12 protein-coding genes are annotated in these 19,163 nt (G+C 50.5%); 5 read left to right on the top strand and 7 right to left on the bottom strand.

Going from position 1 to position 19,163, the window contains the following annotated elements; translation table 11 throughout:
- Positions 1 to 4: 4 nt before the first annotated feature.
- The 3 genes from galK to galE form a co-directional block, all read right to left on the bottom strand.
- Entirely contained in the window at positions 5 to 1,138 is a 1,134-nt protein-coding gene (galK, locus tag M6D89_RS16765; protein WP_253969244.1) for a galactokinase, read from the bottom strand.
- 17 nt (positions 1,139 to 1,155) lie between these two features.
- Positions 1,156 to 2,199: a UDP-glucose--hexose-1-phosphate uridylyltransferase gene (locus M6D89_RS16760; RefSeq protein ID WP_253969243.1), complete on the bottom strand. Its 1,044-nt coding sequence runs from the start codon at positions 2,197 to 2,199 to the stop codon at positions 1,156 to 1,158.
- Between the two features lie 156 nt (positions 2,200 to 2,355).
- Positions 2,356 to 3,366, bottom strand: a complete 1,011-nt coding sequence (gene galE / locus M6D89_RS16755) for a UDP-glucose 4-epimerase GalE (RefSeq protein WP_253969242.1) — start codon at positions 3,364 to 3,366, stop codon at positions 2,356 to 2,358.
- Positions 3,367 to 3,555: 189 nt separating this feature from the next.
- Here galE and M6D89_RS16750 point away from each other — a divergent pair, with 189 nt between their 5' ends.
- Entirely contained in the window at positions 3,556 to 4,575 is a 1,020-nt protein-coding gene (locus tag M6D89_RS16750; protein ID WP_253969241.1) for a LacI family DNA-binding transcriptional regulator, read from the top strand.
- A 345-nt stretch (positions 4,576 to 4,920) separates the two neighbouring features.
- On the opposite strand, the gene M6D89_RS16745 is transcribed toward M6D89_RS16750, so the two are convergent.
- Positions 4,921 to 6,060 (bottom strand): AraC family transcriptional regulator, encoded by a 1,140-nt coding sequence (locus tag M6D89_RS16745; protein ID WP_253969240.1) that lies wholly within the window; start codon positions 6,058 to 6,060, stop codon positions 4,921 to 4,923.
- A gap of 517 nt (positions 6,061 to 6,577) precedes the next feature.
- Between M6D89_RS16745 and M6D89_RS16740 the strand changes: the two genes are divergently transcribed.
- Positions 6,578 to 8,395 carry a right-handed parallel beta-helix repeat-containing protein gene (locus M6D89_RS16740; RefSeq protein WP_253969239.1) on the top strand — a complete coding sequence of 606 codons (1,818 nt, stop codon included), beginning with the start codon at positions 6,578 to 6,580 and terminating at the stop codon, positions 8,393 to 8,395.
- Between the two features lie 243 nt (positions 8,396 to 8,638).
- Here M6D89_RS16740 and M6D89_RS16735 read toward each other — a convergent pair whose 3' ends face one another.
- Complete coding sequence (locus M6D89_RS16735; protein WP_253969238.1) at positions 8,639 to 9,808, bottom strand: helix-turn-helix domain-containing protein; 1,170 nt, start codon at positions 9,806 to 9,808, stop codon at positions 8,639 to 8,641.
- 442 nt (positions 9,809 to 10,250) lie between these two features.
- Here M6D89_RS16735 and M6D89_RS16730 point away from each other — a divergent pair, with 442 nt between their 5' ends.
- From M6D89_RS16730 to M6D89_RS16720, 3 genes are all read left to right on the top strand, one after another.
- Complete coding sequence (locus tag M6D89_RS16730; RefSeq protein ID WP_253969237.1) at positions 10,251 to 11,750, top strand: xylulokinase; 1,500 nt, start codon at positions 10,251 to 10,253, stop codon at positions 11,748 to 11,750.
- A gap of 68 nt (positions 11,751 to 11,818) precedes the next feature.
- Positions 11,819 to 13,150 carry a xylose isomerase gene (gene xylA / locus M6D89_RS16725; RefSeq protein WP_253969236.1) on the top strand — a complete coding sequence of 444 codons (1,332 nt, stop codon included), beginning with the start codon at positions 11,819 to 11,821 and terminating at the stop codon, positions 13,148 to 13,150.
- A 262-nt stretch (positions 13,151 to 13,412) separates the two neighbouring features.
- Complete coding sequence (locus M6D89_RS16720; RefSeq protein WP_253969235.1) at positions 13,413 to 14,522, top strand: HAD family hydrolase; 1,110 nt, start codon at positions 13,413 to 13,415, stop codon at positions 14,520 to 14,522.
- Between the two features lie 1,340 nt (positions 14,523 to 15,862).
- Here M6D89_RS16720 and M6D89_RS16715 read toward each other — a convergent pair.
- Both M6D89_RS16715 and M6D89_RS16710 read right to left on the bottom strand, forming a co-directional pair.
- Complete coding sequence (locus M6D89_RS16715) at positions 15,863 to 16,321, bottom strand: helix-turn-helix domain-containing protein (RefSeq protein WP_253969234.1); 459 nt, start codon at positions 16,319 to 16,321, stop codon at positions 15,863 to 15,865.
- A 1,350-nt stretch (positions 16,322 to 17,671) separates the two neighbouring features.
- Positions 17,672 to 19,159 (bottom strand): class I SAM-dependent DNA methyltransferase, encoded by a 1,488-nt coding sequence (locus M6D89_RS16710; RefSeq protein WP_253969233.1) that lies wholly within the window; start codon positions 19,157 to 19,159, stop codon positions 17,672 to 17,674.
- Positions 19,160 to 19,163: the final 4 nt, after the last annotated feature.

The raw sequence follows: 19,163 nt of genomic DNA, 5'->3' as shown, positions 1-19,163 counted from the left end.
CGCCCTATCGGGAAAACGCGCCGTCTTCTGCGGTACAGATATACACCTTTTCTTCAATACCGGTCTTTGCTTGATACTTATCGGCCACTACACGCTTGACGTCGTCAACCAGCACTGTTGGGCACAGAGCAACTATGCAGCCACCAAAGCCACCGCCGGTCATGCGAACGCCGCCGGCATTGCCGATCACTGAGTGCACCAGATCCACCAGATAATCAATCGGCTCGACGGTAATCTCAAAGTCATCACGCATGGACAAGTGCGAGTCGCGCATCAGCGTACTGACCAGATCGTAGTTTTTCTCGCGCAGGGCGCTGTACATTTGCACGGTACGCTGGTTTTCCGTAACGATATGTCGGGCTCGGCGGAACTCCTTGTCCGCAAGAGAGGCCTTCCCCTTTTGCAGAAGGTCATCGTCAGCCTCTCTGAGCGAAGCTACACCGAGCTTTAGTGCTGCGGCCTCGCACTGCTGACGACGCAGATTGTATTCGCTGTCCACCAGTCCACGCTCGACATTGGAGTTAATGATCACAATCTGATGGTCGGCCGATATAGGCGTGTGAGCCTCCTCCAGCGTGCGGCAATCGAGCAGCATGGCCTGGCCCTTTCGGCCATTCGCCGAGATTAACTGATCCATAATGCCGCAGGAGCAACCGACAAATTCGTTTTCGGCACGCTGACCAATTTTCGCCGCCTCAACACCGTTTAACCCTAGGGAGAAAACGTCGTTCACCGCTTTGAGCAAGGCGACTTCAAACGATGCCGATGAACTCAGGCCGGCGCCGCGCGGCACATTTCCGGAAACCAGAATGTCCAGACCATCAATGGGCCCCACCGCCTCTTGCATCACCCGAAGCACACCACGCACATAGTTACTCCACGTAGAGCTTGCATCAAAGCCAATTTCACCTGCCAACGAGAAGCTATTACGCTCACCGCCATAATCCAGAGCGACAATATTCACATGGCGGTCTGTCCGGGGAGCGGCCAACACTTGAGTTCCAAAGTTAATGGCGGCGGGAAACACAAAGCCCTGATTGTAGTCGGTGTGCTCACCGATCAGATTAACCCGGCCCGGCGCAGACGCCGACACCGAGTGACGTTGATGAAAAAACTCTTCAAAGCGATTGAACTGCATGGAACCACCAAATCGATTTATTGTTTGCTTTTGTAGTGAAGGCTGGGCAGCGAACGGAGCCGCTCTGCGGCCTGCTCCGGCGTAATGTCTCGCTGCGCTTCGGCCATCATTTCATAGCCCACCATAAACTTGCGCACCGTGGCGCTACGCAGTAACGGTGGGAAGAAATGTGCGTGCAGCAGCCACTCGGGGTGATCTTGACCATCAAAAGGTGCCCCGTGCCAACCCATAGAATACGGAAAAGAGGTATTAAACAAATTGTCGTAACGCGTTGTTGTTTCTTTGAGTATGTCAGCCAAGCAGTAGCGCTGCTCATCATCCAACTCAGTCATACGCGTCACTGGCGTACGCGGCAACACCAGAGTCTCAAATGGCCAAGCCGCCCAGTAAGGTACGACCACCACCCAATGATCGTTAAGACATACAACCCGCTCATTGAGTATTAACTCGCGCTCGACATAATCACTCAGCATGTTGCTCGCATGCTGAGCGTGATAAAGGGAAAATTGCTCGCATTTTTTCGCCACCAGTGTGGGCAGCTGACTTTGCGCCCATATCTGGCCGTGCGGATGGGGGTTGGAGCACCCCATAACCGCGCCCTTATTTTCAAACACCTGTACCCATTGATAGCGCGCCGACAGCTCTGCGCACTGCTCCTGCCAACAACGAATAACCGCTTCGATCTGCTCAGCAGGCAGCTCGGGTAGCGTTTTTCCATGATCCGGCGAAAAGCAAATCACCCGACTGCAGCCACGCTCAGCCGCCAAGGTGAACAGCGGATCGTCATTGCAAAAGTCTGGCCCCTGCTCGTGCAATGCGGCAAAGTCGTTGTCGAACACAAAAGTCGAGCGATATTCGGGATTACACTCGCCATTGACGCGCTGATTACCGGCGCACAGATAGCAACTCTCGTCGTAAGCGGGGCGCGCACCGTCATCGGCCGACTCTGACTGCCCCTGCCAGGGACGCTTAGCTCGGTGAGGCGACACTAGTACCCACTCCCCCGTCATAGGATTGCGGCGGCGGTGGGGATGCTCTGCCGGATCAAAAGATTCGTTCATGGTGAAAACCTGTACAACAGTAACTGTTTATCGATCTATTCAATGACTGGTATCACAATAGCCAGCCTATAAGTCACGACGCTTACCCACCCTGCATTTCCTACAGCGACACAAGGTTAAACGTTTACACTTTTGCGCCATTTAATTTTTGCGGCGTCAGCGATAGCCCTCGGGATTCGACGACTGCCAGCGCCAGAGGTCAGCGGTCATCTGCTCAATACTGCGCTGCGCTCGCCAATCCAGCTCGCGCTCGGCCTTCGTAGCATCAGCCCAGCACTCGGCGACATCACCAGGCCGGCGCGGCTTAATCCGGTAATCAATGGCTCGCCCCGAAGCCGCCTCAAAAGCTCTGACCATGTCCAGGACACTACACCCTCTTCCAGTGCCCAAGTTAAATCTGTGCACCCCGGGCCGGGCCGCCAGTTTTTCCAGCGCCGCCACATGTCCGGCCGCCAGATCCAGCACATGGATATAGTCTCTAACCCCTGTGCCATCGGGCGTTGGGTAGTCATCGCCAAATATCGACAAGCTCTCACGCTTGCCGATAGCCACCTGAGCAATAAATGGCATCAGGTTATTGGGAATACCGTTCGGATCCTCGCCAATCAAGCCACTCTCATGGGCTCCAGCGGGGTTAAAGTAACGCAAGAGGACCACACTCAAATGGCTGTTGGCGGCGGCCACATCGGCGAGCAGAGTTTCTACCATCAGCTTGGTTCGACCGTAGGGGTTGGTCGCACTCAAAGGGAAATCCTCACGAATCGGTACCGTCTCAGGGTTGCCATAAACGGTTGCCGAGGAGCTGAACACCAAACAGTTCACGCCGTGGCGGCCCATGGCCGCGGCCAATTCGCGGCTGCCGCAAAGGTTTACATCGTAGTATTCCAGTGGCTTTTCATTGGATTCTCCCACCGCTTTGAGCCCAGCAAAGTGAATCACCGCATCAAATTCATGAGCGGTAAACACTTGGTCTAGCGCCTCAGGGTCACGCACATCACCCTGCACACAAGGCACCTCACTCCCACTGAGTTGCTCGAGCCGCCCAATCACCCCGGGCTTGCTATTGACAAAATTATCCAGTATGACCAGGTCGTGCCCGCTCGCCAGCAGCTCTAGACAAGTGTGGGAACCAATATAGCCGGCCCCACCGGTAACCAAAACCTTCACAGTATCACCTCATGGGTACGCGATTTTCGAACAGGGTATACGTTTTACCTAGAAAAGGGAAGATCTGAATCGAAAATGCAAATACGGGCAGTTTTATCGGGAAAATAGGGTTACATCCGGACAAATTGTCCGTTAAAATTTGTAGAACTGAGGGGAAAGGTTTACATAAGACAGGAAAATCGAGGTTAAATGGCCACTATTAAAGACATTGCGGACGTCGCCGGCGTCTCGCTCGCAACGGTATCTAGAGTGATCAACAACGGCCCCAAGGTGGGCGATGCTACCCGCGAACGAGTCAAAAAAGTCATGGAAGAGTTGGGCTATCGCCCCAACGCCAACGCCCGTGCTCTGGTAACGCGCAAGAGTGCTTCACTGGGCGTGGTAATCGCCGAGCTGCTGGATCCCTTCTTTGCCACTCTTGCCCACGGAATCGATGCCGTAGCACGTCGGCAGAATGTGCAAATTCTAATGAGTGCTGGCTCCATTGAAAAGCAAACCGAACTAAAGGCTATAGACACTCTACTACAACATCGTTGCGAAGCTATGGTGGTTCACAGTAAGGCGCTGGACGACAAAACCCTCGTAGAGTTCGCCGCTCAAGTGCCAGGCTTTGTCCTAATTAACCGGTATATTGAGGATATAGGTCACCGCTGTGTGTGGCTAGACAACGTTGCAGGCGGTCAGACTATGGCGCGCCACATGCTAAGTCAGGGACATAAGAAATTCGTGGTGGTCAGCAGCAAATACCAGATTGACGACCCTATCCAGCGCTTGTCCGGTATTCGAAAAGAGCTGGCGCTCTCCGACATTGAGCTCCCAGAGAGCCATATTGAGTTCAGCACACCTGACCAAGAAGGTGGCGAAATCGCCATGCGTAACTTGCTTGCACGTGGGATAGAGTTTACTGCAGTACTTGCCTACAACGATGCGATGGCTTCGGGCGCCATGACCTTGCTACAAGATCACGACGTAAACGTACCCACTGATGTATCTATTATAGGTTACGACGATGTTCTATTGGCTAAATATTGTCGCCCTAAACTTACCACTTTGCATTACCCCGTTGAAATGATGGCAACAAAGGCCGCAGATTTAGCATTGGCATACGCTAGAGGCGATGTACCTGACCCGTCAGTCACTTATAAATACACCCCCACTCTAGTGAAACGCGACTCCGTTATGAATCGCCACGCAGGCCAGAGCACGTGAAGCAATTTAGTGTCAGCCACCTCCGCAACTTGACCTTTACCAGGTCTCGAATAACTAAGCTCTCTCGTGCTGCGCCCGCTGACGGAGGTTTAAACACCTCCACAGCTGTCAGGGTCATTATTCGCACCCGTTAGCGAGCTCACGGGCTTTAGAGAGCCACGCGGATGACTTGCCTGAAAGTTTGATCTTAGACAGTAAAAACCGGAGTTTGCGTTTGCGCTAAAGTCCGAACAATTTGAACTTACCTCAGAACCAGCGCTGCCAGCCTGGGTTACCACCTGCGCGCCGACGCGCATCAAAGGTACGAGTTCGACCCTTGCAGTTAAAGTCGAACTCGCAATGCCCCTACTTCGTAACCTTTTGGCTCTGCTCCCGGTACTGGTTAGGGGTCATGCCAGCGTACTTGCGAAACAAGGTGAAAAACGAAGATTTCGAGCGGAACCCCACCGACTCGTATATCTGCTGCACAGATTTATCGGCCCAGCCCGGCGAACGCAAACGAACGCAGGCCTGCTCCAGGCGGTAGTCATTAATAAACTCGAAGTAATTTTTGTGGAAATAGTGATTGATCACGTGGGATAACTGACGAGGCATCATATCGAGCTCATCGGCCAGACGCTCAATATTCATTCGAGGTTGAGCATAGAGCATCCGCTCTCGCATGGTTTTATCCAGCTGACGCAACATTTCGCCGGTGGGTTGGCCAGTGTCGGGGCGGGGCTCGTCCCATACCGGCTCTTCGCTCACTCGCTCCAGACGCCGGGCGTTCATCAAACCGGCGACGATCACAAAACTGACCATCAACATCTCCACAACGCTCGGTAGGTGGGAGATCACCTGCTGCACAAACCAGGGCACCAGGTGGTAGCTGAATGGTGCGATCACCTCCATGATCCAGATGCTCAAAAAACCCCAGGTGAACACTCTAAGCCAGAGAAAATCCAGACTCTCGATCGTACAAAAACGGTCCTCAAGACGCTGTGAGTAACGGCGAATCACGCCAATGCTGGCCATTCCGTAAACGGTAGACACCACGAACCCTACTGTGCCAATCAGCACAAACGGTCGCCAAAAAAAACGCTCCAGCAGCGGCGGCCAGTACAGCAAAAAAACGGCGGAAACAGCCAGCCAAACACCCACCGGAATCCAATTGACGCGCCGGTGGCGGTAATGACCAAACGTCAGCGTTCGCAAGTAATGAAACAGCAGCGGCCCCTGTAGATAAAACACTAACGCCAGTACAGCGAAGCTCCACTGCCCCAAATGACCTAAAATACCGGCCAAGTAAGGATTGTAGCTGGCAAAAAACACCAATTGGCCAACCCCTACAGAAGCCACAAACAGGGACAGCAAATGATGGCTAGCGCTTTTTTCACACCGAAACTGCAAGAGCATGGCAAAAATCAGCCCCTGCAAGGCCGTCATCCAAAGAATGAAGTCGTATAGATTAAAAATAGGTTGGTTGAGCGTTTCCAGTATCGTCATCGAATGGTACCTTTACACAACTCGGACTAAACACCCTGCCTTGCCACCGATCAAGGCAGAAGACGACCGAGTATTATTTCTATCATCCGTGGTGATTGCGCCCTATGCCGACTGACAACACGCCCCATATCGACAGGCATTGATAGCAGAACCGAAATTCTACAGTAGGCCCGTAGGATGAAACTTGATGTTCTTCCTCAGCCCAGGGGTTGATTGGCCCTTCTTGCCTCATTTTTATTGAAGTAACGGCGATGCTGACTCTACTTCGAGCTTCTGCTCCAGCATTGTCGCGGGCTGCGTTCTAGTATAGATAATGCACCAAACAAGTCGCCACGTCTCCCCATCAGGGACCCTCGACAAAAGGTCGCTAATGCATGTGTGTAAACTCGAACTTTTTTCTGACAAAATCGAACTCTATTTGAGAGGTTTTACAAAGGTACCGGCCTGCTTAGAACGCAGGGGACTGGCATAATAACGCCAATCAATTTCCAGTAAATTCGAATAATCAGGAACGTCTATGAATTACCAATCACTGTCCCGCTTAGTGGCCTTTTTCTTTATTACGCTAGCTTTAACGGCTTGCCAGCCCCTAAATAAAACCGTCCACGACGTGCGAATTTATCACGTCGCGCCTGATGGTAAGAACCAGGCCAGCGGTACTGTTGACGATCCTTTCAAATCGATCAATGCTGCCGCACAAAAAGCGCAGCCAGGCGATACCGTGCTGATACACGCCGGGACCTATCGCGAATGGGTTAACCCGCCGCGCGGCGGAAACGCCGAGCAAGGCCCGATTCATTTTAAAGCGGCCGATAATGCGCAAGTCCGCATCCTCGGGTCCGAGCGCGTAACTGGCTGGCAGAAACAAGCAAACGGGTTTTACCGAGTCTCTCTCAACCCCGAGTTTTTTGGTGAATTCAATCCCTTCGATCAATTAACGCGTCACCCCGAATACGTCAGCGCTGACGAAGAAGGTGACGGATGGGGCTGGCTAAAGTACGGCCGCTGGACTCACCTTGGTGACATTATCGCCGACGGCCAAGGACTGACCGAACGCAAGACACTGGAAGAGCTAACCGATAACCCCATGAGCTGGCATGTCACAAAAGACGGCGAAAACACGGTCTTGTGGGCTAACTTTGCCGCGCTAAACCCCAATGAAATTAACGTGGAAGTCACCAGCCGGCCTTTTGGTTTTTTTCCAAGCAAAGCGGGCCTTGGCTATATCACTGTTGAAGGTTTTTCTATTGAGAATGTTGCCACTCACTGGGCACCACCCACTGTTTTTCAGCCTGGAGCGATTGGCCCAAATGGGGGCCATCATTGGGTGATCAAAGACAATACCGTGCTATACGCCAAAAATTTATGCATTTCTCTTGGCAATCCCAACAGCGCGGCGAACGAAGCCGCCAGCGGCCACCATCAGGTGATCGACAATGTTCTGCTGCGCTGCGGCCAAGGCGGTATTGCGGGACAAACCTGGAATAAAAATTCAGTAATTGCCGGCAATCGTATTGAGGATGTGAATTACCGCAAAGAGTTTGGAGGCTGGGAGACCGCCGGAATCAAACACCACACCACCTCGAACCTGGTGATCAAAAATAACCTTGTTCGCAATGTGTACACGTTGGACCCAGAGCGTGGTGCAGCTCACGGCATATGGAATGACTTTCAAAATAAGGACTGGCGCATTGAAAGCAACGTGATCATCGGCGCAGAAGCCTCATCAATCTTATTTGAGGCGAACTGGGATGGCCACCCGAACGTATTCGCTAACAATATTATCGTCGGCGGACGAGTTTCAGCTTTTTCGTCTCGGGGGGAAGTCATGGCGCACAATTTATTTCTAAACACAGAGCACACCTGGGGAAACCAAGATTGGCAAGACCGCCCTACTATTGCCGACAGCTATTGGCTAAACAATCTGTTTATTGGCAATGGACTGGATCCGGAAATTGAAGCTACCAATTTTCACTATAGCCACAACGTGTACCTTGCAGGCTCCAAACCTTTACCCAACGAAGACAGCGCCACCGTCATACAAGGCGAAGCGGAGTGGTCATTACAACAAAATCTGACGAGTTTGAGCCTGCAGCTGACCTTACCCGAAGCCGTTGCAACATTATCAGCACCACCCGTAACGGCCGACAACATTGACCTATCACTTACCATCAACCCCTCGGTACCTGATACCTTTAGCGGCACGGCTCGCCCGCCCGGCAATCACACGCCAGGCCCTTTCGCTCAATTAAAACCCGGAACTCATGTTTACCCATTGCTACCTCTAAACAACCGGTATCGCCGAGCGAAAGCCTTTGTAGAGAGCAGCCACTAGACACTAACCGCATCCTTTACGGCAAGAAGCTGGGCCTGCATATGTGGGCCCTGAACAAACCGTTACCGAAAAATTTACCGTGTTTTTCCAAGAACCCAAACCGCCCCACACTTCGCCGATTGGCCGCACGGTGCGCTGGGGGCTTAAGCAAAGAGGCACGGTCACAGCTTAGATTAAGGAGCGATGCAGCAGAGCTGCCAATTAAAACCCTTTACTGAAAAGATAGAGCAAGCTCAAGACAAGCTATGCACGAGGCTCTAACGCGACATCAAGGACAACATTTTCCTCGCGATATTGACTGGGCGTCATACCCACATGCTTTCGAAACAATGTAAAAAACGACGAGCGTGAACGAAAACCGACAGACTCGTAAATTTCTTGTACCGACGCTTGGGACCACTGTTCACTGGTCAAACGCTGCTTCACCTCTTCCAGTCGATACCCATTGATAAACTCAAAAAAATTTTTCCCAAACTCCCGGTTAATAACTTGAGAAAGGTGGCGCGGAGACAGAGCCAACTCTTCCGCCAAGCGCTCGATGTTTAAGCGGGGGCGGCAATACAATTTATCTTCCGCCATACGCATGGCTATATAGGCCTGCACTGTTTGAGCCTCTTGCTGGCAAGGCTCATCACTGGCGGCCTCTCTCTTTTCTGACGGCGCGGGAATCTGGCGTGTGGCAGCCGCATAAAACAGCCCCGCAAAAACAATGAAATAAATTAATCCCAACTCCAACACTCCCGGCAAATGAGCCACTGTTTCCATCAGCTGCCAGGGCGCCCAAGGGTAGAAAAACGGCGGCAGAACCTCCAGGCACCACACTAATAGAAAACCCCAGACCATAAGCCTGAGCCACCCGTGCTCCATCAGTTCGACCGTGCAGAAGCGATCTTTTAACTGCTCAGAGTAACGTTTGATATGGGTAAGCGCAGCGACTGCAAAACCGACAGAAATAGCAAACCCCAGCACACACACCAGCACAAACTCTCGCCAGAACATTACCCCAAGCATCGAATGCCAACCCAAAGGCTCAGAAGCTACAACGACCAGCCCCGGCACGAGAGGCCACAAATAAGACCAGCGCCACGGGTATGACTCTGAGGTTAACGCGCGCGTATAGTGGAACAGCAGCGGCCCATGAACACTGTAAACCAATGCCCAGAGTGCAAAGCCGCTATCGCCCCAGATAGGGTGCAAGACTCTAAACAATGCGGGGTTATAAGTGAAAAGAAAAACCAGCTGCCCTGCCGCGAGCGAGATCAGAAAGGCAGACAGTAATCGCTGACTGAGCGGCCGCGGGGGCCGAACCAGCATCAACAGCCCAAACATCAGGCACTGGAACATCAACATGATCAAGATCAGATCATAAACATTAAACTGAGACTGGTTGAGCCATGCGTAAAATAGGTGCATTACGGTACCTTGACGTTGCTTTTGCGCCGGTATGCTTATCGTTATTGTTGAATTCCGTGCTCTACCCAAGCTTCAACTTGCCCACCATCATGATATACGTTACAGTTAACGTTAACAACTGGTCACGGCACAACGGCTAAAAACTCAGTCGGAGAGGCTCCAACATCAATAAACCACGAGCCCTCTGAAGCCAAAGTAGTTCTTTTACCGCTTAATCCAGGCAGTTGCATTAAAGGGGACTCCGTCGAATAGATCATTAACCTAAGTGAGGCTGGATGACGGATTGGTGAATGTTTCCACACGGTCTTTGATCGAATTACGACGCATCTGGACTCGTCACATAATGTTTTACTGCGGCGTGCATCGTCAGATTGTGTGCGATTCCACCGCAGCCCCGACCAATACTGGCCCCTAATAAAAAACGAACACAACGAGACACACTATGTACTTTCTTGGTTTAGATATCGGCAGCTCCTCGGTTAAATTGTCCGTTATTGATGGCGACAGCGGCGAGCGGGTGGCCAACGCCACCTACCCTCCGCAAGAGATGACCATCAAGGCCCCTCAATCTGGCTGGGCCGAACAAGCACCGGAAGATTGGTGGGACGCCGTTAAAAAAGGTTGCGAGCAGCTGTGGCAAATCAAACCGGAAGCCAGAGATAACATCGGCGCTATCGGGATCTCCTACCAAATGCACGGCTTGGTCGCCGTGGACAAAGACGGCGAAGTGCTGCGCCCGTCCATCATCTGGTGCGACAGCCGCGCGGTAGCCACCGGCGAGCTGGCCTTTTCTGAACTGGGCCAGGACTGGTGCATGGCGCACTTGCTAAACGCCCCCGGCAACTTCACCGCGGCCAAACTGCGCTGGGTTCAGGAGAACGAGCCCGAGCTCTACAGCCGTATCGACAAGATTCTGCTTCCCGGTGATTACATTGCATTCAAACTGACCGGCGAATGTACCACCACCGCCTCCGGGTTATCCGAAGGGGTGTTTTGGGATTTTTCAGAAAATCAGGTAGCGGATACGTTGCTAAAACATTGGCACATTGACCCCGCTTTACTGGCCAGACAAGTGCCTAGCCTAGGCATACAGGGTGAGGTGAATGAAATCGCCGCCCGCGAGCTCGGTATCAATGCCGGTGCCAAGCTGGCCTTCCGCGCAGGCGATCAAGTTGCCAACTCAATAAGTCTTAATGTATTAGAGCCCGGCGACGTCGCCACTACCGCTGGCACCTCTGGGGTCGTGTACGCCGTGACCGACAAAAACATCGCCGATCCAGATCAGCGCATCAACACTTTTTTACACCTAAATAAAGGTAATGCCGAGGCACACCGCGGCCTACTCGCTTGTATTAACGGTGCGGGGCGAATGAACAGCTGGCTGCGCGGTGTGCTGAGCACAGGCGGCGACCTTTCTTACCCCGAATTAAATGAACTGGGGGAATCCGTAGCGCCGGGCAGTGATGGATTAAACGTATACCCGTTTGGTAACGGCGCCGAGCGCATCATGCGCAACAAGTTATTGTCTGCACAATTGGACGGTTTGGATTTAAACCGCCACGGGGTCAATCACATCGCCCGTGCCACGCAAGAAGGTGTGGCCTATGCAATGAACCTGGGCTTTGACTTAATCAAAGGTTTGGGCGCCGAAACCCGAGTTGTTCGCGCCGGCCACAGCAATATGTTTTTGAGCCCGGTTTTCACTAGCGCCTTCGTCAACCTGATCGGCGCACCACTGGAGTTGTACCAGACCGACAGCGCCGACGGCGTCGCCCGTGCCGCAGCCTGGGGCTGCGATTTCTACGCCAGTCGTGACGATGTGTTCCGCACCCTAACGTGCAAAGCCATACTCGAGCCACAAGCCCAACTGCAAAACCAATATCAAGATCTGTACGCGCAATGGCGCACGGCGGTCGAGCAGCGTTTAACACAAAACCACTAACCCACAAAAACACAGGCCACCTTTAGGGCAAGGCCAATCTATTAACCACAGAGCCAAAAGGTTTTTTTATGAGCATTACATTAGGTGATAAAGAGTATTTCCCCGGAGTCGAAAAAATCGAGTACGAAGGTGCCGAGTCCGATAATCCACTCGCCTTTAAATGGTACGACGAAAACAAAGTCGTCGCCGGCAAAACCATGAAGGAGCACTTCAAGTTTGCAGTCTCCTACTGGCACACCTTCTGCGGCGCCGGTCACGATCCTTTCGGCCCTGGGCCCTTCATCTTCCCATGGAACGAAGGCAAAGATGCCGACACCCGCGCACGCATGAAGTTGGACGCAGCTTTTGAATTCTTCACCAAATTAGGTACTCCCTACTACTGCTTCCACGATGTAGATGTGATTGAAGAAGGCAGCTCCCGCAGCGAAACCAGCGCACGTTTAGCCAAATGGGTAGGCTGGGCCAAAGAGAAACAAAAAGAGTCTGGCGTTAGACTTTTGTGGGGTACCTCGAACTTGTTCAGCAACCCACGCTTTATGAACGGTGCCTCCACCAACCCAGACTTTAACGTGGTTTCCTACGCTGGTGCACAACTTAAAGACGCTATGGATGCCACCATCGAACTCGGCGGTGAAAACTACGTATTCTGGGGCGGCAGAGAAGGTTACATGAGCCTTCTGAATACCGATGTAAAGCGCGAACAGGAGCACCTAGCTCGTTTTCTGACGATCGCCCGAGATTACGGACGCGCCAATGGTTTTACAGGTAACTTCCTGATTGAGCCCAAACCAATGGAGCCGACCAAGCACCAGTACGATTTCGATAGCGAAACCGTTATAGGCTTCTTACGTCATCACGGCCTCGATAAAGACTTTAAGCTGAACATTGAAACCAACCACGCCACGCTGGCACAACATACCATGGACCACGAAATGCAAGTCGCCGCCAACGCCGGCATGCTGGGCTCCATCGATGCAAACCGCGGTGATTACCAGAATTCGTGGGATACCGATCAGTTCCCCTACAACATCAACGAAACCGTTGAAATGATGCTGGTACTGCTGCGTCACGGCGGCTTCCAGGGCGGCGGTGTAAACTTCGATGCGAAACGTCGTCGCAACTCCACCGACCTGAATGACACTTTTCACGGTCACATCGGTGGTATGGACGTGTTCGCTCGTTCACTGCTGATTGCAGATGACCTGATCCAAAAGTCTCCGCTAGAGAAAATGCGGGCCGAGCGTTACGCTTCGTTCGATAATGGTAAAGGCGCCGATTTTGAACAGGGTAAACTAACTTTGGAGCAACTGGCTGACATTGGCAACAGTGTAGGTGAGCCTAATCAGACCAGTGGACAGCAAGAGCTGTATGAAAACATCATTAATCGTTATGTACGCTAAGCGGCTCTCGCGATAAGGCAACCACACCAAAGCGGTCTTTGCCGCGTAAAGACCGCTTTCGACACTAATCGCATATCGATAGGAGCTTCTGCTTGACATTTGAGAGGCAGTTGAGAGAATGGACACGCATTTTATTCATGGATACAAATGGAGCATAAAATCATGGTCGGACCTCGATTACGCTAGCGACCTGCTGAACTGCAGTAGCCTCAGATACTGCAGCCTATTCTAATTTTAGGGCTGAGCGATGGAGACTTGCTCTGTGAAGACCCATGGCGAAAGGCAACCGGTAAAACCTCCCGAAAAGCGATTATTGGTTTTAGATGTCGATAATACGCTGCTTCACCTTCCCCGCTATGATCCCATGTTATTTGCGCTAGCAGAGCTTAAGGTTTCTAGTGAGGACTTTTACCGCGACCTCCCTGCTGGCGGTGTACCGCTAGAAAAGGCCTCACCCGTCAAGGTCTATCCGCGACCACATTTACAGGAGTTTTTGCACTCCGCACAACAGCTAGGATATGACCTCGCTCTCTGCACGACAGCCACCTCTGATTATTTGGACGTCGTTTTGCCATTGTGTGGCATTGATCGTGGGATCTTCTGTGAAGTCATACACCGTGACACACTGAAATATAATCCTAAACGGCGATGTAAGGATCTTGGGCAATTTATTCACCTCGGGTACAGCAAAGAACAAATGGTCGTCATAGATGACCGACCGGACCTTTACTTCCAACGGGAGAATGTCCTGCAGATAGAGCCATTTGAAGTAAATCCTGAATTGGGTGAGTATCACAAGGATGCCGAGCTCCTGCAGATGATCGAAAAGCTTAGATATCTTGGCGATGCATCATTAGCCAAGCTCAGAAGAGACGCTCGTACAGAATCCCAGCGTGAAGCTGCCATTCGCGACATTGCTCTCAAGGCTTTCAATCGCAACAAATACCGGGACTTGCCGTTCCACCCTGACATTACAACCAAATTTACGCCTGATATCGATAGGTACCCTAACATTGGGCCCGTGACGTTAGACATCGTCACATTTCTAGTCTTTAAGGACTATGGGCTCGTTGGGGTAATAAAAAAGGAGGAAGGTGGCTACGCCATCAATAATTTATGCCCCAAAGAGTGGACAGAAGTGCCTGGCGGGCTGAACCGTTATAGCACCTCAGATCCGTTACTGGAGCGTATGTTTTGGTTCCGCAATGCCCCCCCCAGCCTGGCCGATGTCTGCGCTTCACTAGGGTACATCGTCGCAGAAAACGACCCCCTGACCCTGGGCGCGGTGACTTTGACTGAAACATGCGACAACTTGCATTTTTTAGCTTACTTTAATTGGTTTGATGATGAAGACCCGATGCTCTTCAAGTAGGTCATGCGGAACCGGTCGCGTTCACACGGCAACCGAAGAAGTATAATGAAATGTGGCATGCGGCAGAAACCTACGTATCAGGAATTAACTTTAGCCATTTTCCGCAGGATAAGTCTGCAGAATTACCTATGTTTATCTCCTTCGTGTGTAAATACACAACAAGTGTGTAATTTTAGGTAATGGCCACCCCAATATGGCAAGGTGTTCTGTCTCCTTGAGTTTAACGTATGGAGCCTTGAGCCGTACAATAAAGTTTCATAGTCATTTGGGGGATGGCCTTTCTAGTCCGTGGCTCAGATAATGCATTCCACCCCCTTATTGATGAGTGTTGGGGCGCAGTGTTTTAATCGACTCCCTGTCGAGTAACTTTTGCCTTGTTAAGAGTGAGTGAAAATGGTAAATGACCCCTCGCCGGAACCCTCAGATAAGGCTCCGCCACGTAAGCTAACCCTTGCATTCTCTGAAAAAGAGTTATTGGTAGATCTTGATACACGTAGCTCGCATGCAGATGAGCTCTTTCCCTTGCTTGCTATAGAGGCTAGGAAAAGAGGCGGCGAGCAGGAGATATGAGCTTAATATGCTCAGCAGCCTTATTGGAAAAGCACAGTATGAGTTTTGGGTATAAGCGTTCGTTTCTACGCTAAACGACTAGTCCTCGAGGAGCACCTTATCGGGATCCTAGCCACTCGCTCAGATAGCGACTTATTAAATTACCTACGATTACACGCCTAATGTGTAATTACGCAAGTTTTGAATAATCGTAGGTAATGGCCTTGTTTTAAAGTGCAGAAGTTTTCAGTTTTTAAGTTCGTTACGTTGAGAGGTGAGGCATTCACAGTCCGCCAAGCTTGGTTTCCATGATGCTCAAATCGTAAGATAATTTAGAGTATTCAGCTGAATTGCACCACGGGGAAAAATACGTCCATATTGGACCTTTTAAGACGAGGAGCTTAGAATCAAGAAATACTTTCCGAAAATTTACGTTAATGTGCTGATTTGATCACAAGGTAATAGAATGAGCGTAGAGAATAAGCCGCCTGCAGGCATTGATTACAGCGAGTTTTATCGCTTGAGCCCTGAAGAGCAGAGAAGAGTTATAGCGGAAAGCCGTGAAAACGGTTCATTTAACGCGGCCGGTCATTTGGCCGCCAGCCCTATAGGAAGGGCGTTCAAGCAAGGTCTCCCTATGCCTAAACTGTAAAGTTTTGCCCATCGGTTCCTGCTAATTAAGGTGCAAAGCATCTAAACCAAGGCCTCCCAATGACTTCTAACTCACTCTGTAAACATCGGGAAAGATTACTTACTGCAAGGCCAGCTATAGCTCAGGCCTAGAAAATCAGCTAATAGTAACCAAGTCCGAGCTTTTGGTCTGCTTTACTCAATTCTCGCAAGTCTGCAAGACGATCCGATTGAAGCTTACTTTGGTAAGCCACCAGGTCAAGATATCTTACTTTTAGCGTATTGCCATTGAGGACATGCGGGATCTGCTCTTCATCCATCAGTTTTATCATGGCCTTACGAGGAATATTAAGCAGGTCAGCCGCTTCTTGGGTGGATAGTTCGGCTCGGACCGGCAATAAATTAACAGCATTACCTTCTCCTATCTCCTCGAGAGCGCTGACCAGTAATCGTAAAGACGATACTGGCAGTGTAATACTGTGGAGCACACCATTCGTATCGGTGATACTCATAGCCTGAATCTCAGAGCTAGTCGAAAGCAGGGCCTCAAGTTCTCGACTAGATTTTTTGGCTATAGCTGCCTCCTCTGGAGTAGGCAGCCTTGCTTTAAGAGTATTCATGCCATTACCAGCGATCTTTTCGAAGTATTACCTTAATGTATTCCAGACCAATATAGAAATCAATTCACAACCGCGGGTCGAACGATTACGGCTCGCTAAGACAAAGTAGCTGCGCCTATATTTATTTGACAACAACTCTCAGTTCGAGTTTATAACTGTCACTTTCTGTATCTTAGGACTTCAAAAGGCTGAAGGCGCTGTACACCCAAGTATTTTGATGGCTAGATATTCAAACTTATTAAGTTACCGCTAATGTCCGTAAAAATATTAACTTAGGAGCGTACCCTAAGTAACATCTGAAGGCCGAGGGTTTATTTACTCCCCTAACATTAACGTCAAAAGTACGAATTTAATAAATCGCCGCCCATGAGCCAAAAACATTAAAGAATTCCGGTCCAGACACACTCACAACCGACATAAGTAAAGGGCATTTATGGCTCTGGGGGGGAGCCAAAACCGCCTCTGATAGCCGCATAGCACTATAAGTAAAGGGCATTTTTCGAACCTCAGGTGGTGTCGAAAGGCTGAAGCCTTTACTTATGTCGCTAAAATTAACTTCAAAACCGCGAATTTAATAAATCGGCGCTCATTAGCCTTAAAACATTAAATAATTCCAGCCCAAGAAACTCTCACAACCGACAACCAACATAAGTAAAGGGCATTTTCCGCGCTCCAGGCGATGTCGAAAGGCTGAAGCCTTTACTTATGTCGCTAAAATTAACTTCAAAACCGCGAATTTAATAAATCGGCGCTCATTAGCCTTAAAACATTAAATAATTCCAGCCCAAGAAACTATCACAACCGACAACCAACATAAGTAAAGGGCATTTTCCGCGCTCCAGGTGATGTCGGAAGGCTGAAGCCTTTACTTATGTCGCTAAAATTAACTTCAAAACCGCGAATTTAATAATTCGGCGCTCATTAGCCTAAAAACATTAAATACTTCAGGCCCCTGACATGTTCAGAAGCACGAGCCGTTTATAAGTAAAGGGCGTTTCGAGTTTGTAACAGTCATTTTTTAGTATCCTAGGTGACTTAAGAAGGCTGAAGGCGTTACAAACTCAAGTATTTTGATGACTAGACATGAAAATTTAATAGTTTACCGCCTATCGCCGTATAAATATTAAATCAGGGGCGTACCCTAAGTAACATCTGAAGGCCGAGGGCTTTATTTATTCCCCTAAAATTAACATCAAAATCGCAAATTTAATAAATCGGCGCTCATGAGCCTAAAAACATTAAATAATTCAGTCCTCTGACAAGTTCAGAAGCACAAGCCGTTTATAAGCAAAGGGCATTTCGAGTTTGTAACAGTCATTTTCGGCTGTTAGCGTGAAAATCTCACCAGATTTAAGTTCCAAGTTCGGCTAGCACCTTTCGGAAGCTATCTAACCCTGCCTCCAGGTTCTCGATAATTTCCTCTGCCAGCTCGTCGGGCTCGGGCAGATTATCCAGATCCGTCAGGCTTTTGTCTTTTAGCCAGAACACATCCAGGCTGGTTTTATCGCGGGCAGTGAGCTCCTCATAGGAGTACTTGCGCCAGCGTCCGTCCGGTTTTTTCTCAGGGTGCCAAGTAGAACGACGCTTGTGACGATTCTCGGGCTTATAGCACTTGATGAACTCCGCTAGATCCTCATAGCGTAATGGCTTTTTCTTCAGGGTGTGGTGAACATTGGTGCGGTAGTCGTAATACCAGACGCTCTTGGTCCAGGCCTTGGGGCTGGCTTCGCGGTTATCAAAAAACAGCACATTTGCCTTTACGCCGTGGGCATAGAAGATCCCGGTAGGCAAGCGCAAAATGGTATGTAGATCAGTTTCTTGCAACAACCTCTTGCGAATAGTTTCACCCGCACCGCCTTCGAACAGTACGTTATCCGGCACTACCACAGCCGCCTTACCTGTGGTTTTCAGCATGGTGCGAATATGTTGCACAAAATTAAGCTGCTTGTTTGACGTCGTGGCCCAAAAATCCTGGCGGTTGTAGGTCAGCTCGTCTGTTTCCTGCTCACCTTCCTCATTGGTAAAGCTCATGGAGCTCTTTTTCCCGAAGGGCGGGTTGGCTAATACATAGTCAAAGGTCTGAGGACTCTGCGCTACCAGGGCGTCATTGGGGAATACCAGGCTCTCACCGTCGATCTCACCAATATTGTGCAGGAACATGTTCATCAAACACATACGGCGGGTGTTGGCGACGATTTCATTGCCGTAAAAGGTGTTGTGCTTAAGAAAGGTCTTTTGAGCCTTGTCCAGCTTGTAGTTTTCCGGGTTGGTAAGAAAATCATAGGCCGCCAAAAAGAAACCGCCGGTACCGCAAGCCGGATCGGCAATCGTTTTCTTCGGCTCAGGCCGCACGCAGTCCACCATAGCGCGAATCAAAGCACGAGGCGTAAAATACTGGCCCGCGCCCGACTTAGTATCTTCAGCATTCTTTTCCAGCAAACCTTCGTAGATATCCCCTTTAACATCGGCGTCCATCACGGTCCACTGGGTGCTATCCACCATCGCGATCAGGCGAGCGAGTTTGGCGGGGTCCTGGATCTTGTTCTGGGCTTTGGTAAATATTTGCCCCAACATACCCTTCTTTTTACCCAGGGCCTGCAATAACTCGTAATAGCTGACTTCCAACTCCGACCCGGTTTTTCGTTTTAACGTGGACCAGGAATACTTTTTGGGTATGCCCACGTCACGGTTATGGGGCGGTGCAGCGTACTCGTCCGCCATTTTCAGAAAGATCAGATACGTCAGTTGCTCCAGGTAGTCACCGTAACCCACGCCATCATCGCGCAGCGTGGTACAGAAGCTCCAGACTTTGGAGATAATTGGGGCCGTAGGGCTCATAGCC

This window comes from Gilvimarinus xylanilyticus, assembly GCF_024195295.1.
GTDB classification, from domain to species: Bacteria; Pseudomonadota; Gammaproteobacteria; order Pseudomonadales; family Cellvibrionaceae; genus Gilvimarinus; species Gilvimarinus xylanilyticus.
Note: the sequence above shows the minus strand (reverse complement) of the source record. Positions and strands in the feature narration are given on the sequence as shown.

Excerpts from the sequence above, each read along its gene's own strand:
- galK (WP_253969244.1), bottom strand. The coding sequence starts at position 1,138 with ATGCAGTTCAATCGCTTTGAAGAGTTTTTTCATCAACGTCACTCGGTG.
- M6D89_RS16760 (WP_253969243.1), bottom strand. The coding sequence starts at position 2,199 with ATGAACGAATCTTTTGATCCGGCAGAGCATCCCCACCGCCGCCGCAAT.
- M6D89_RS16750 (WP_253969241.1), top strand. The coding sequence starts at position 3,556 with ATGGCCACTATTAAAGACATTGCGGACGTCGCCGGCGTCTCGCTCGCA.
- M6D89_RS16745 (WP_253969240.1), bottom strand. The coding sequence starts at position 6,060 with ATGACGATACTGGAAACGCTCAACCAACCTATTTTTAATCTATACGAC.
- M6D89_RS16740 (WP_253969239.1), top strand. The coding sequence starts at position 6,578 with ATGAATTACCAATCACTGTCCCGCTTAGTGGCCTTTTTCTTTATTACG.
- M6D89_RS16735 (WP_253969238.1), bottom strand. The coding sequence starts at position 9,808 with ATGCACCTATTTTACGCATGGCTCAACCAGTCTCAGTTTAATGTTTAT.
- M6D89_RS16730 (WP_253969237.1), top strand. The coding sequence starts at position 10,251 with ATGTACTTTCTTGGTTTAGATATCGGCAGCTCCTCGGTTAAATTGTCC.
- xylA (WP_253969236.1), top strand. The coding sequence starts at position 11,819 with ATGAGCATTACATTAGGTGATAAAGAGTATTTCCCCGGAGTCGAAAAA.
- M6D89_RS16715 (WP_253969234.1), bottom strand. The coding sequence starts at position 16,321 with ATGAATACTCTTAAAGCAAGGCTGCCTACTCCAGAGGAGGCAGCTATA.
- M6D89_RS16710 (WP_253969233.1), bottom strand. The coding sequence starts at position 19,159 with ATGAGCCCTACGGCCCCAATTATCTCCAAAGTCTGGAGCTTCTGTACC.